The 15,387-nt window shown below is 41.3% G+C and carries 12 protein-coding genes and 1 pseudogene; all 13 read left to right on the plus strand.

Going from position 1 to position 15,387, the window contains the following annotated elements; all coding sequences use genetic code 11:
• Nucleotides 1–169: 169 nt before the first annotated feature.
• A pseudogene (locus BMY70_RS29485) lies at nt 170–460 on the plus strand (Tn3 family transposase); the annotation flags it as partial.
• Between the two features lie 719 nt (nt 461–1,179).
• Complete coding sequence (locus BMY70_RS29495) at nt 1,180–1,812, plus strand: TetR/AcrR family transcriptional regulator (protein WP_090341902.1); 633 nt, start codon at nt 1,180–1,182, stop codon at nt 1,810–1,812.
• Between the two features lie 393 nt (nt 1,813–2,205).
• On the plus strand, nt 2,206–3,204 hold the full coding sequence (locus tag BMY70_RS29500; protein ID WP_177197165.1) for a T9SS type A sorting domain-containing protein: 999 nt from the start codon (nt 2,206–2,208) through the stop codon (nt 3,202–3,204).
• A gap of 1,130 nt (nt 3,205–4,334) precedes the next feature.
• Nucleotides 4,335–4,949: a response regulator transcription factor gene (locus BMY70_RS29505; protein WP_090341906.1), complete on the plus strand. Its 615-nt coding sequence runs from the start codon at nt 4,335–4,337 to the stop codon at nt 4,947–4,949.
• 262 nt (nt 4,950–5,211) lie between these two features.
• On the plus strand, nt 5,212–5,655 hold the full coding sequence (locus BMY70_RS29510) for a helix-turn-helix domain-containing protein (protein ID WP_090341908.1): 444 nt from the start codon (nt 5,212–5,214) through the stop codon (nt 5,653–5,655).
• A gap of 345 nt (nt 5,656–6,000) precedes the next feature.
• Entirely contained in the window at nt 6,001–6,630 is a 630-nt protein-coding gene (locus BMY70_RS29515) for a DUF2306 domain-containing protein (RefSeq protein WP_090341910.1), read from the plus strand.
• A complete protein-coding gene (locus BMY70_RS29520; RefSeq protein WP_090341912.1) occupies nt 6,631–6,987 on the plus strand; it encodes a hypothetical protein in 357 nt (118 codons plus the stop codon). It begins immediately after the preceding gene.
• A 66-nt stretch (nt 6,988–7,053) separates the two neighbouring features.
• Nucleotides 7,054–7,278, plus strand: a complete 225-nt coding sequence (locus tag BMY70_RS31420; RefSeq protein WP_090341914.1) for a transposase — start codon at nt 7,054–7,056, stop codon at nt 7,276–7,278.
• Between the two features lie 868 nt (nt 7,279–8,146).
• Complete coding sequence (locus BMY70_RS29535; protein WP_090341918.1) at nt 8,147–8,704, plus strand: Crp/Fnr family transcriptional regulator; 558 nt, start codon at nt 8,147–8,149, stop codon at nt 8,702–8,704.
• Nucleotides 8,705–8,814: 110 nt separating this feature from the next.
• Nucleotides 8,815–9,207 (plus strand): ferredoxin reductase domain-containing protein, encoded by a 393-nt coding sequence (locus tag BMY70_RS29540; protein WP_090341920.1) that lies wholly within the window; start codon nt 8,815–8,817, stop codon nt 9,205–9,207.
• Nucleotides 9,208–9,246: 39 nt separating this feature from the next.
• On the plus strand, nt 9,247–10,281 hold the full coding sequence (locus tag BMY70_RS29545; RefSeq protein WP_090341922.1) for an efflux RND transporter periplasmic adaptor subunit: 1,035 nt from the start codon (nt 9,247–9,249) through the stop codon (nt 10,279–10,281).
• Between the two features lie 44 nt (nt 10,282–10,325).
• Nucleotides 10,326–13,439 carry an efflux RND transporter permease subunit gene (locus BMY70_RS29550; protein ID WP_090341924.1) on the plus strand — a complete coding sequence of 1,038 codons (3,114 nt, stop codon included), beginning with the start codon at nt 10,326–10,328 and terminating at the stop codon, nt 13,437–13,439.
• Nucleotides 13,429–14,778 (plus strand): TolC family protein, encoded by a 1,350-nt coding sequence (locus BMY70_RS29555; RefSeq protein WP_090341926.1) that lies wholly within the window; start codon nt 13,429–13,431, stop codon nt 14,776–14,778. Before BMY70_RS29550 ends, BMY70_RS29555 begins: the two co-directional genes overlap by 11 nt.
• The last annotated feature ends 609 nt before the right edge of the window (nt 14,779–15,387 follow it).

Here is a 15,387-nt window from a genome sequence, read left to right on the forward strand (position 1 = left end):
CATGACATAATGCAGATGTCAAAAAGAACAGCAATAAGAAAAAAGCCCTCATGATGGAAATTGTTTTATTCCAATTTTGACATCACTGTATTCAATTTGGTTGTCTCATGAAAAAATTCACCTCCTTTGTAAGTGTCTCTAAACCCAGACAGTCTGCAGACTTGGTTATTCGAAAACATCTACATTGATCCGGAGATTGAATTCATACTCCAGGCAACACCCCCCTTATATGGCGCTTAGAGAACTAGGTAGAGTTTGTAAAACGCTTCATATAATCCAATATATGGGCGAACCTGCTGTCAGAAAATCTGTTGAAAGGGTTTTAAGTAAAGTTGAGAAGCATAATAAGTTCGCCAAAGCGGTTTTTCATGGTAACAATCAGCAGCTGATCGGAGCTACTTACCGGGAACAGCTTATGGCAGAAGGCTGCAAAAGGTTAATTATTAATTCCTTAGATTAACTGTTGTAATCTGCTTCATTTATCTGAAAGTCTGGCAGAATGTAAGAAGCCAATGATAGAGAAGAATTATTGATAAATATATTGGCCAAATCTACACACAGTTGGGAGCATACCAATATGCTTAGAGGATATTACTTTTCGGAAAAGATAGATTTTCAAACTATTAATCTCGATGAAATCTTCAAAGATGGCGCTGAGATTTAGACACAGCTGATTCTACACGCATCCAACTTTGCTACATAAAACCTGTGGCAATTTTGCGGCGGCCACTGCCGAACTATCTTTTAATTTAACCCTGTAACGGCAATACTCGGGACAACATAAGCCATACGACTCCCATTCTTCCACCGCGCGGCGGACCGTTAAGTCGGCTTTTTGCTGCGAACTAAGCAACTTTCTTCCTGATGAACTCAGGCGTGCATTTTTAATCATATCTGCTTCTCGTTTGAGGCTACAAGCTTGTCCAAGGATTCAAGCGGTTAGGAACAAAAAGATCAAAGCACTTTGTAGAATCACTACTATTCATAATGTAGAAAGGTGACGAAATGATTTAAACATTGAATAAAGCAATAATTACTATGCAATATTTGATCGTATTAATTATGAAAGAAAGTGACGATATACTGAAAATTCGGTACTAACGCTTGACGGATTTCTGATAAAAAAATTTAAAATATTTCGATAAAGGTAATTTAAATCGTAACATGACTTAACCTAATATGATGGATTCTCTACACAAAAAAGATAAGGAAGAAACAAAGCTTAAACTTATTAAAGCAACTGGTGAGATATTTATGGCAAAGGGGTACTCCGGCTTAAACGCCTCTAGGATAGCGGATACAGCCGGAGTCAGCAAGACCTTGGTTTACCGATACTTTGGTAATGTCCAAGAGCTTTTTAAGGCTTATCTGATACATAAAGATTATTGGATATCATTCGAGGATCATATGGACGAATTGCTTGATGCAAATCGCCATGAATCAGGAAAGGAGCTCGCTAAAAGTACCCTGGTGAATCAAATACAGTATTTTCTTCATAGCAAAGAAATGCAACAGATCATCCGTTGGCAAATCACGGAACCAAATGATATTTCACGGAGTGTTGCAGATTCAAGAGAGCAAATGGGTGAACATATGTTTGGGATCATTGATCCATATTTTAAAGATTCAGATGTGAATTTTCGTGCATTAATGGCTGTATCAGTGGCTGGGATATATTTTCTGGTGCTTAACGCAAAGATCAATGGAAGTACTTTTTGTGGCATTGACCTTAATAAGAACGAAGATGTCAAGGAAGTTGAAAAGGCGGTAAAGCAACTGGTAGATTTGGCTTATGAGAAAGTCAAATCCTGAAATTTCATTAAAATATTATTCGTAAACATCGATGTGCCGTTGCATCATGTTGGCTAAAAGGCACATTGATATTATATTTTTCCATGTCGATGAAGCTGTTTTTATGGATTTTTTTTCTTATAAAATTGGTCAGGAAAGCTGTAAATTTTAAATAAGAAAAAATAATTTATCATGTTACGGTTTAAGAAATTCAAGACACATAAATTTCGAGAAAATTCGATAATTCGATTATAAGCGTAGATATTTTTTATGCTTAAATCTAGATTATCGAGTTTATTTATGTGTCATGCAATCCGTTTTTATTTCTGTTTTTTGTCTGTTAACTAACTAATAAATCTAAAAAATCTAATGAAAAAAATTTTATTTTTTTGTCTATGCCTTTGTTTCAACGCGATGTCACAGGAGATCGATCAGCAACAAACAACCATTGTAGATGAAACATTTATTGAGCCAAACGTGATGGGCGGACAGTCTTTTACATCTGGCATTGCTGGCTATCTATGCGCTGTTACAGTTAAGGTGAAGGCATTTGAAGGATTCCCACCACAACAGGTAATAATGGGAATTTATGGGACCGATGAAAGTGGTGTTCCAATTATAGGAACGGCATTGGGAACTTCTTCCATTATAAATGTGGTGGCTACTGAATACACAGACTATACATTTTACTTTACTACCCCGATCATTTCCTCTGTGGGCAGTAAGTTGGCTTTTGGATTAAGAGGCCTGGGTGAAGATTATGTTGGTATAGCAGTTGCGGCGTCAGATGATTCTTATGCATTTGGAAACAGATTTGGTGTAGGCCCTAATGGATTTGTTGTGGGATCAGTGTACGATACATATTTCAAAACATATGTGTGCCCAAGTCCCTTACCTGTTAAAATGTCTAAATTTTCAGCCCAGAAAAGTGGAACTCAGGCTCGTTTGGACTGGACAACAACGATGGAAGAAAACAGCGAAGGATTTGCCATTGAACGCAGTGCTGATGCCCGGAAGTGGCAGACGGTAGGATTTGTTAAAAGCAAACGCTCAAATACAACCGGGGTAACGGACTACGCCTGGCTTGATGAAACACCATTGCCTGCGTATAACTATTACCGTTTAAAGCAAACCGATCTGGATGGATCTACCGAGCTTAGCAGAATTGCTGTCGTTAACTTTGGTAAACAGGATCTGTCAATACTGTATCCCAACCCGGTAACTAACAGGCTTTTTATCAGCGAACCTGCGTCAGCCATCCAAATTATAGACCGGAAAGGGCAAGTTGTATCACAAACTGCTTCATTGCCGGAAGAAGGTATTGATGTGCAAAGTCTGGCAACGGGCTTGTATTTTATTAAGTTTCAGAAGCCGGATGGGAAAGCGCAAAGCCAGAAGTTTATAAAGCAGTAAAATTTATTGTAGCATTTAAGGGACTTTCCTAAATATAACATATTGATATTCATAATTTCAGGTGGTGACATTGTTTGTTATCACCTGCTATGAATGACACACTATTGGCCAAACTTACTCACTTCCATTTGATGGAAACTCTCTGTCAATAAAGGTTTTCGATGATTGACAGAAAGATCAATGCTTGACTAATATAGTAAAGTAAAATAGATATGCTGTTCCTGTTTCATTTAGCAACTGTTATTAAAACTTTACGTAAACCCCTTTAAGTTTTCTTTTGTAACAAATGCTAATCAGCGCTCGACACACATTCCTGCTTGTCATTTCCCGGAATTTTCGGGAAATGATTTGAGTAGTTGGAAGTTAAAATAGATTCTTATGTAATCAGTAATCGTATCAATTTTAAAAAATGATATGCATTAAAGTAACTGAAATAGTCTTGCTTTGCATCGTAATAATATAACTGTAAATTGTTTGCGAATTAAGTAATATACAAAAGGCAACACCTGTTTTTACTTCAAAATATGAAGTGAGTAAACATTTGGAAATAATTAAACATCAGAGCGTTCCAGATGATAGTTTATAATAATATCAGTCAAGCAGAAGAAATTGGATCGCCTGATACCGTTTGAATCTCGTATATAAGTATATGTATTACCCAAATTCATACTCATTACAGTTATTTATAAAGATGGACTACACCGCGGATTAATTCCAGAATAGTAGGTTGCTTGGCAAGCGTGACAAGAGCAAATATTCAGAAAAGTCTCAGAAGACCTATTACGAAATGCTTCGGTTAACCTGAAACCACTTGAGAGAAAGATTGATTGTGCCAAGAAGTGGCATAAGAGCCCGAGTAACTCAAGATCAATCCTATTGGAATAATTGTATAATGATATTACAGAAACACAATGCACTTTGTTGCCTGGCTATCTTAAATATTAAACCTAATAGCAGTGGAGTCTGAAGTTTATTTACTTCCTTCAAGAAGTTTTTTATTACGATAATTAACCAGCAAAAAGTGTAAACAAAACGTGAGATCGATACCGATGAACACCACATTCATACCAAAATACTAATGTTCATTTTTTATTAAACAGCAATCTATCCTTAACAGTACGAATAGAATTATGAAATTACTTGTTATTAGCCATATTGAAATTTTCCTTTTAGGTCTTAGGCGAATTGTTGAACTGGTTATTACTGATGCTGAGGTTATAATTAATCCAAGCATAAACCCCGTCGGCGCTGAAAATGAATGGAATCAATATGATATGCTAATTCTGCATATATCAGACCATTCTGACAATGTATCTGACTTTCTTAAAGTTCGCAAACACTTTCGAAAAGATATCAAGGTACTTATTCTTTCGGATGAAGCCGGATTGATAGAAGCAAAATTTTTATTCTCTTTGGGTGTTAAGGGTTATACCGATAGCAGATCCTCATTAAAATCTATTGAAGAGGCAATCAGAATTGTTTTATCAGGTAAATTATATGCCGATTCCTCCTTAATAATAGAATCCTTTGATTCTCATTTAAAAAAAAATGAATCTGCCGTAGCCTCCTTGTTCAAATTATCTGTTAAGGAATTGGAAATTGCAACATACCTGATTCAGGGATTTGGAACTAACCAGATATCTCAGCTAACAAACAGAAAACCTACCACAATCAGCACACAAAAAACCAATATTTTTAACAAGTTGAAAGTTCGCAATGTTGTGGAGCTGATGAAGCTTATGTAAGTTAGAATAGATCATTAAATTTAAGTTTCGCAGTAATCTTCTTCTCCAAACCTTGGTTTACTGCTCAATGAATGTATCTTCTTACATTAAGAAATTTTGTCTACGGAAATAATACAAAAAGTTCAACTATGCCCCCTTGGGAAAAAAACTTGGCCATAACAACCTGTTTTTTAATGAAGGCGGTAATATTTCAACTTTCAGAAATAGCAATTAGCAAATATCAGATCTGATCTATTAAGGTCAGCAAACAAATTTCATATATATGAAAATCGTAATTATAGATAGATACCCGATTCTTCGCCGTGGACTTTCGGAATTCTTATCCGGTCATTTTTATGACTTGGTAACAATTGAATGCAGCTGCAAGGAAGAGCTTATGGCACATTCATCAGGTGCTGATATTTCATTAATCATTATAGCATTGAATCAGTCACTTGATTTGAATGACATTGATGAGATTAATGGTGCTAGAAAATGGTGTCCTGCGGCAAAATTGGTGGGCTATGTGGACAGTTCTAGCCCTTTCATTATAAAAATGTATGCTAATGCCGGATTGTCCGGTTACTATTTCAAACAAGACAACTTAGAAGACTTTACTTCGTATATATACCAGATACTAAACTTCGAAAATGAAAAAAAAACGCTGCTCTGTATGAAACAGGTGAAACTGTTACATAAAAGTGAACGTGATTACTCGCGATCGTAAGGTTAGCAACTGCCTTTGTTGATCAGCTGAATTTGTTTAAAAGTCCGGCATTTTGGACCTATGAAAATTCATATAGCGAATAGTAGCAACTTTGGCAGAATGTTAAAAATAGCAGTCAAGATATTAGGCTGTTCACCCAGTAAGCTCCTAGAAATTATTCATCTTTCAGCTATTGGATCAACCAAATCGCACATCAGTTTAATATTTCAGGGCCAAGGCTTCGAAAATTCAGTTCAATACTGCAAGTGGCGGGTTGTCCGGAACTATGTTGATTAGAAATTACTTCCATGTCAAATATGGTGCTATTTGATCAACTAAACAATTATTAAATAGTATCTAAACAGTATGCAAGCATTAAAGATATTAATTTACATTCACGCATTTTTTGGAGGACTTGGTTTAATTGCCGGAATCATTAGCATCTTCGGAAACAAGGGAGGGATTAAACATAGAAGGACCGGAAAAATTTTCTCCTATTCGATGCTAATAAGTTCATTGATTTCACTTGTTATCGCAAAAATGCCTGGTCACGAGAACTTGTTTCTATTCCTGATTGGAATTTTTACAATTTACTTGATACTGGCTGGAAACCGGGCATTGAGTTTAAAAAGCAAAACCAAAGCTGACCTGATCGACAAACTTATATCCGGAACGATGTTAGTCACATCAATCGGAATGCTCGGAATAGGGATGATCGGAGTAATTCAAGGAATTGACAACAGCATTTTATATATTTTCTTTGGATGTTTTGGTGCGTTTATGACGGTGAGAGATTTTCTTACCTTTAAAATTTTTACTGAAAAGAAAAGTGCATGGCTGATAAGTCATGTAGGACGAATGGTTGGAGCACTGATTGCTTCCATTACTGCGTTCTTAGTTGCCGGATTACACATAGGAACAGTATCTGTTTGGATTTTACCAACAATTTTAGGAACAGGTTATATAATTTTTTGGAATAAAAAAATAATCAGTTGAATGAGAAGAAGCTATCAGGGTAAATGTAAGATCGGGAAGAAAAACTGTAATCAATTGGATAAGCGCATGGTATATATAAAAGAGAGACTACTCCACGAACCTTCGTTACAACTTCGTGACTTATGGTATGAGCTTCAAAAAAGAGGGTATAATGGAGCATACACAGCGCTATCTGAAAACCCAAAGAAAGCAGGTGTCATGATGAGCAAAAAATCAAAGATTGTTCAATTTTCCAGATTATCAGATTTATTATGGACACAGTCAAAAGCCAGTGTCCTGTTTTTCAAAGATGTAGATGCGCTTTCAAATAAGCAAAAGAACACTTTAATTAGTCTTTGCGAAAAGTCTCATACATAAACAAATCATTGCACCTAGTACGGTACTTCAGATTCCTGATGACAATAAAGGCCGGTAATCGACTAAATGAATGGATTTATCAAGCCATTGACTCGGGCCTCAAAGAAATTGGAGGGTTTTGCAAAAAGTATGAATCCAGATTTTCAAGCGATTCAAAACGCATTTAATCTACCCTGGAGTAACGGACGTGTTGAAGGAAATGTAAATAAAATTAAAACTTTGAAAAGGCAAATGTATGGTCGCGCCGATTTTGAGTTGTTGAAAAGGAGGTTACTGTTAAATTCGGAGTGACCACCAAAAGTGGGGATGAACCAATCTGCCACTGAATCATATGGTAACGTGTCCGAATTCTGCACATTTGATATAGGCTCGGCGGAATTTACAGCTTTTTCAGCATAGTATGTCAAGCTGAACCAAGGCCGTAAATCGTTATGGTAATCTGCAATTGTCAAAATTCTTTCTGTGATTAAATCCCAAACGATTTCACGAGCTCAGTTTTCGTCCTGCTTTTGCAATGAATAATAAATGGCTTGATGCCCAGTTGGATTTGGGTCAGTTACAATATTATTCTTGACGGCTGATAATCCAATAGAATTATAAATGTTTTTAAAGTAGAAACTCTGTCCACCGTTTAAACATTCTAGAACCAGATGTATAGCTGTTAATATGGTATGGCAATATTTGAAACTTGTGTCATATTGAAGGTAAAAGTTTTTGTATGGCGGTGAGGTTAGGGCATAACTTTGTAATATGAAATGTTCTGTTGAAAACTATGAGGGTATTTTATTTTACGAAGATTTTGCATGAAAATAGCAATAAAAAAAGCTTCATTTTCCCTCATTGTTAAGCTCGAAATGTCCGACCCACCAACAATTTACCATCATTTTACCGAAAATCCCACCAACACCAACCAATGATTTATACAACTTATCCTAACCTTCCTGAAACACTCCTCGCACTTGAGATATCTCTTTTTCTTTGCAGGATAATAGATTTGGTCAGTGGGGAAATGTGGGAACCTTGATTTACGGTACTTTGCGAAAGGGAAAGTTAAGTCAGATATTTCACACCTCAACCTGTTCACAGGATATTTCCCTATCCAATTTTCATACAAAAGAATTTTTGGCTACTTTCATTCCAAAGGAAAATTTGAATCGTTATGAGTCTTACCCGATTTTTTGAATCGCAGTCTTTTACACCTGAGGACGCTGCGTGCCTGGCTTCCATCTTTAAAATCGAGCAGGTTTTTAAAGGACAAAAAATTCTTGAACTCGACAATCATGGTAAAAAAGTTTACTACGTTGAAAAGGGGCTTTTGCGTACCTATTATCTGAAAGACGGAAAGGATATTACCCATTATTTTTTTGAGGAAAATACCTTTACCTTGCCGCTGGAAAGCATTTTCTATAACCGCCCTTCGCCTTACGGACTGGAAGCCCTTGAACCCGGCACTGTACTTTCCGTATCTTATCATGAAATTGAAAAAATGGCCGAAACGTATCCTGCTTTGCAGAAAGTAATCAGTTTTCTGCTGATCGATGTGCTGCGTTCTTTTTCTGACAGGCTGCATTCGATTCAGTTTCAGTCGGCACAGGAGCGCTACAAAACGATTGAAGTGCATCAGCCTGGCTTGTTGTTACGCGCCAATCTGGGTCATATTGCCTCCTATATCGGCATCACACAGCAGACATTGAGTGTTTTGAGGGCGCAGCGTTAAAAAAATATTTTTATCCATTTTTCATTTTTTAATCTAGCTTAAAAGAAAACTCCTTCGTTGCCCCGAGCTTTGCATGGTTATTAAAAAAAATCATATTAGCAGCCGGTATTATGGATCACACGCAGCATCATGTTTTTGTAACCGACGAAACGGGGATTACTGAATCTTATCAGCACAAAAAAAAATGTCTGGTTCAGCATCCGGACGATCATGTTTCTGTGCTCTTTTATGCCGAAGATAACAAGGCACTTTTTTCAAAAGAAATGACGATTTTACATAATCATTTCCCTGGACGCTTCTTGGTATACAATCAGCCTCTGAGCACACTACATCCCGGTGTGCTGCCGCAGGAAATGCTGGAATCGGTGATCAATGAAAACACAAGAGACGAAATGTCTTTCTTTATTAAAGGAGATGCCGGTTTTACAGATCTGATCCGCCAGTCGCTGGTTTTTCTCGGCATGGATCCACAGCGGATCGCTGGTCAGGAAATGAAACGTTGACCTTATAAAAATCAGCCAGATACTTAATTTACCCATATTATGAAACAGATTCAGCTTTATACAATTGCGCTGGCCGCGCTTACTTTTGCTTCCTGCAACAAGGGGCAAAAGGATGGCTCGGAAGCACCCGTTAATTCCGTTGCCGTTGTGACATCGACGGTCGAAAACCGCAAATCCGACCGGGAGATATCGATCAGCGGAAACATTGAAGGCGAAAAAACGGTGCGCCTGGGTTTTATGGTCTCCGGAAAGATCAGTTATATCGCTGCCAATGAAGGCCAGAAAATAAACAAAGGCCAGTTGATTTCCAGTCTGGAACCTACCAATTATGCCATTGGAAAAGAAATTGCCGATGTGCAGGTGGCGCAGGTGGCGGATGAATACGAGCGGCTGAAAATCATGCACGACCGCAAAAGCATCAGCGAAAGTGACTTTTCGAAAATCAGCCACGGGCTCGAACAGGCAAAAGCTCAGCAGAAATTACAGGCAAAAAATTTGTTTGATACCAAATTGTACAGTCCCATCAGCGGGGTTTTATTAAAGAAAAATGCCGAGGTAGGGGAGATCACCGGAAGCGGTACTCCGCTGTTTGTCGTGTCCGATATCCGTACGGTGAAGGCCAATGCGTATATCCCGGAAAGTGAATTGCAGAATATCAAAATTGGTCAGGACGCGACGGTGCTGGTCTCGTCGCTGAACGAAACATTTAAGGGCAAAATAACCGAAGTAGGCTCAGCTGCCGATCCTTCGTCGCGGGCTTTCACAGTGAAGATTACGATCAACAATCCCAAGCTGATCATCAGGCCGGGCATGATTGCAGAAGCCAGGATCAATTCCGGCGAGAAAAGCGAGTTTCTGGCCGTACCCACCGAAGCGGTACTCAGAAATCTCAACAATGAAAACATCGTGTACGTGATTGACAAGGCGAAAAATAAGGCATTCGAAAGAAAAGTAAGTCTGGGGCAGCTGACTGACAACTACATCGAAATTCTGTCCGGGCTCAGTCCGGGCGATGTGATCGTAACCTCAGGACAAAATAAACTGACTGACGGCGCAGACATAACGGTAAAATAAATGAAACGGTAGCCAATCACCCAAAACCTGCAAACTGAAATCGCATGAATTTTGTAGAAGCATCATTAAAATACAAACAGGTCACCCTTTCGGTGCTGCTGTTGCTGTTCGCGGTCGGCGTCAATTCGCTGCTCAATATGCCCCGGCGCGAGGATCCTAAAATCACGATCCGGCAGGGTCTTGTGATCGCCTATTTCCCCGGAGCGAACTCTGCCCAGGTGGAAGATCAGGTGACCAAAAAACTGGAACAATATCTGTTTCAATATGCAGAAGTTAATAAGGCCAAAACCTATTCTACAACCTCCGACGGCATGGTGGTGGTGAACGTAGAACTTGGCGAGCAGGTAAAAGAGCCGGATATTTTCTGGAGTAAATTGCGGCATCAATTACTGATCTCAAAACAAATGGACCTTCCGGCCGGTGTAAAAGGGCCGGTTGTGAATTCGGATTTCGGCGATACAGAGGCGCTGGTGATCGGCGTGGAAAGTAATGCAGCCAGCTATCTTCAGTTGAAAGATTATACCAAAAAACTCGAAGACGCGATACGCACCGTTCCTGCCACGTCCAAGGTTAAAAGAATCGGCGAGCAGAAAGAACAGATCGTGATCAGCTCCAATTCGGAGAAACTTTCGCAGTACGGTCTGAGTCTGAGCCAGGTGATCAAAGTACTGCAAAGCCAGAATGCCATTAACGCAACGGGTGATATTAAAACCGAGAACAGCCAGACGCCGCTGTACACCGACGGCTATTACAATTCGGAGAGTGAAATTGCCAACCAAATCGTGGGCAGTTCCAAAACAGGACAGACGATCCGCCTGGGGGATGTAGCCACTTTGACAAGAACCTACAACGACCCCACCAGCAAAACGACCGTCAACGGCAACAAGGCCATGATCCTTTCGGTGCAGATGCAGGAAGGAAACAACATTGTTCAGTTTGGCGACGAAGTACAGAAAAAGGTAGCCGAGGTTAAAAAACTGTTACCGGATGATGTCAAACTGACCACCATCGTGAACCAACCGCAAATGGTCGATTCGAATATCACCCATTTTATCCGGGAATTTTTTCTGGCTATCATTTCAGTGGTAGTTGTCGTGATTTTGCTGCTTCCATTCCGGATCGCAGCCGTAGCCGCCATGGCCATACCGATGACCGTCGCCGTTACTTTTGCGCTGATGAATGCTTTTGGCATTGAATTACACCAGGTTTCACTGGCTGCCCTGATCGTCGTTCTTGGGATGGTCGTGGATGATGCCATCGTCATTGCCGACAATTATGTGGAGCTTCTGGATGAAGGGGTGGACCGGTGGACGGCCGCCTGGCGCAGTGCGAGCGACCTGGTTATTCCTGTGCTTGCCGCCACCGTGACGATCATCGCCTCGTTTGCGCCGATGGTTTTGTTGACCGGGACAGTCGGTGAATTTATTCATGCTTTGCCAGTGACCGTTGCCATTGCGCTGGGTTCGTCCTTTATCGTGGCCATGGTGCTCACACCGTTTTTATGTTACACCTTTATTAAAAAGGGGCTGCACGACCATAGTGACGAAGCAGCAAATAAAAAGAAAAAGGAAAGTTTGCTGGATAAAATGCAGACAGGTTACAACGCCGCGCTGGGCTGGTGTGTGCGACATCCCAAAACCACGGTTATTGCTAGTCTAAGTACGATACTTGTTGCGGGACTGCTTTATACCAAAGGTATTAAACAACAGTTTTTCCCGGCTGCAGAACGCAACCAGCTCGTGGTGGAACTCTGGATGCCGACCGGAACAAAGATGAACCGTACCGGTCAGTCTATTGCCAAGGTTGAAAAAATCGTGAAGGCAGATAAACGGGTGACTTCCTACGCAACATTTGTAGGGACGAGTGCCCCGCGTTTTTATTACAACTTTTCGCCCGAAGTACCGGTTCAGAATTATGCCCAGATCCTGATCAATACCGAAACGGAAGAAACGACCGATGAGCTGGCTGAACAGCTTTCGCATGTGGTGGATCACCTTGTTCCGGAAGGGGTGGTACAGGTAAAACTCATGCAGCAGGGGCAGCCGCTGAAGGCGCCGGTGGAGGTAAGAATTATCGGGGAGGACATCAACCGGCTTAAACAGATCGCTGCACAGGTTGCGGAAATTGTTAAAAAAGCCGAAGGGAACCGGCTGGTCCGCAATGATTTCCGTGAAGATTATTACGGTATCGCCATCCAGCTCAAAAACGACGCGAGCCGTCTTGGGTTTACCACTACCAGCATCGCAAGTTCGGTGTATGTGGGTTTTGCCGGCGCGCCGGTGGCGACCATGTACGAAGGGAACGAGCCGGTGGATATTGTTTTGAGACTGGATGAAAAAAACCGGCGTTCTACCGACGATCTTGAAAATACGTATCTCGAATCTGCTGTGACCGGCGCCAGTGTGCCGCTCAGACAGGTGGCTGATATTGTGCCGCAATGGTTTACCGGAAAAATTATGCACAGAAACGGAGTCCGTACGCTGACGGTACAGTCCGAAACACAGCCTGGCACCTTGCCTTCTCAGCTGCTGAAAGAGATTCAGCCAGAAATTGCTAAACTCACAATTCCGGCAGGTTATCAGATCCAGTATGGCGGGGAGTATGCCAACAAACAGGAAACGTTTAGTCAGATGATCAAGGTTTTGGGCGTGAGCCTGGTGCTGATATTTCTGGTGCTTTTGCTTCAATTCCGGAATTTAAAAGAGGTCGCCATTATCATGCTGACGATCCCGCTGAGCCTTTTTGGCGCCTTGTTTGGCCTTTATGTCACGGGAAACAATTTCAGCTTTACGGCCTTTGTCGGGCTGATCAGTCTGTCAGGGATCGTCGTGCGGAATGCCATCATCCTGATCGACCATACCAATGAACTGATCAGGCACCACGGCATGGATATCCCCACCGCCGCAGTAGAATCCGGAAAAAGACGTCTTCGTCCGATCTTCCTGACTGCCATGGCTGCGGCAATAGGTGTGCTTCCGATGATCATTTCCGGTTCTCCCATGTGGAGTCCGCTGGCGAGCGTGATTGCCGTCGGGGTGATATGGAGTATGATTATGGCACTGCTGACTGTGCCGGTACTCTATATCGGCTGGATGAAACCGTCGGACAAGGAGGAATTATTGAAAAATAGCTTAATGACAGCGCATCATGAAATTTAAGAAAATACATTTATCTGGCTGGCTGGCAGCGGTACTGCTGGTTTTTGCCGGAAATACAATGGCTCAGCAAACACCGTTGAGTCTGGATAAGGCCATCGATAAAGCCTTGCAAAACAATAAATTATACAGTGTTAAATCTTTGCAGCTGGATGAAAAACGGTCCAGAGTAAAGGAGGACCGAATTAAAGCGTACCCGGTGGTTTCTGTCAGTTCGACCTACCAGTATAACGCCAGTATCGGCCAGCTTTCCATTCCGCAGGGGGCACTTGGTGTGATTCCATTGCCGGCAGGAAATGTGGCCTTACCGAACAATGAACTGAATTTTGATCTCGGACAGCATCAGACTTTCAATGCGGGCGCGACGATCTATCAGCCGATCTCCCAGCTGAGCAAGATCCGCACCGGCGTAGAAGTTGCGAAAATGGATGTGCAAATCGCGGACCGTGAGAAAACAAAGGCATCGCTTCAAATCCGTCAGGCGGTGGAAAAGCTGTATTATGGCATACTGATCACACAGAAACAGCAGGAAGAGGCGCGTGCAAAAATGGAATTGGCTAAAATGAAATTTTACGATGTGGAAAGCGGTAGATTATCGGGTAAAACCATTGAATCCAGCGAGTCCGGTTTGCAGGCCAATATTGCCGACGAAGAACAGAATCTTCTGAAACTGGAAATTCAGCAGGAGGACTACCTGGCCGATCTGAGCCGGCTGACCGGTTTGGAACCGGGGCAGATCAGGCTTGAAAATGTATCGCTCACGCCCGTAGAAGCCACCCGAGCGCTGGAAGATTATAAAACCGGAGCGATGGAAAACAACGTGGATATTCAGCTGGCCGATCTTGCTAAATCAAAAAGTGAACTTGGCGTCAAAGCTGCGAAATTGAGCTACCGGCCCGATATTGGCGTATTTGCCGGATACACCTTCCAGAAAGGAAATATCATTTTTCCGCAGAACAATCCCTTTGTCGGTGCCAGTCTGAAATGGAATGTGCAGGATATTTTCAGTAACAAAGAAGTGATCAGGCAGCGGGATCTGGTTTCGCAACAGGCGCAGATGCTTTTGTCCGATAAAAAAGAGGAAGTAAACAACAGCGTTGAAAAAGCTTACCGCAAGATCCGCCAAGCACAGTCGCTCATCGCGGCTGCCGAGCGCGCCTATACGTACCGTCAGCAGGAACTTAAAGTACAGCTCGACAAAAAGTACGCCGGCCTGAACACCGAAGCTGATGTATTGAACACGAAATCGCTGCTTGCCAGATCAGAAGCTGATCTATTCACCGCCCGACTGGCGTACCGGCTTGCTGTGTCAGATCTGACTATATTGACAGAGCGGTTTTGATGGGTTTGGTAAATGTATGGCCGTAAACCGGCTCATTGTCCAGATCCTGATTGATAAATACTGAGCAACATGCTATTATACCACCAGCAGCGCTTCAAATGGAAACGGATTGGTATAGTACAATTATGATACACAACATGTTAAATATGAGTATGTAGCGATTGAGGCTACAGTGCGAGTATCAAAACTGATTGATCCTGAGCAGCCGTAGTGTCGATATTTAGTTCACGGAATAGCTTTTATTAAAGATAATGGGTTACATCAATACGAGAAGCAGATTCAAACCTTCATATTTGGACACAGAAAAATCCGTCTCTATCTAGGCTGAAACCAAGTTTCAAGATTTAATACCGGCATTAAATCTAGCACGGAAGCGGGGCACTGAACAATCTAACCCGATTGATCCAAGGCTGGTTGTTAGTAAGGCAGGAGGATACAAGTGCAGGCAGGCAGTCTTTTATCATATATCATAAATGACAGAGCAATTATCCTTAAATTGCAGAATACTTAAGTAAAGGAGAAAAATTTCCCTGATACTTCTCAACGCTAAGTAAGGAGCCATTTCTGATGGAAGAATATTCGTTTTTCCAAGTTAAAAGATTGGAACTA

Source organism: Dyadobacter koreensis, assembly GCF_900108855.1.
GTDB lineage: Bacteria > Bacteroidota > Bacteroidia > Cytophagales > Spirosomataceae > Dyadobacter > Dyadobacter koreensis.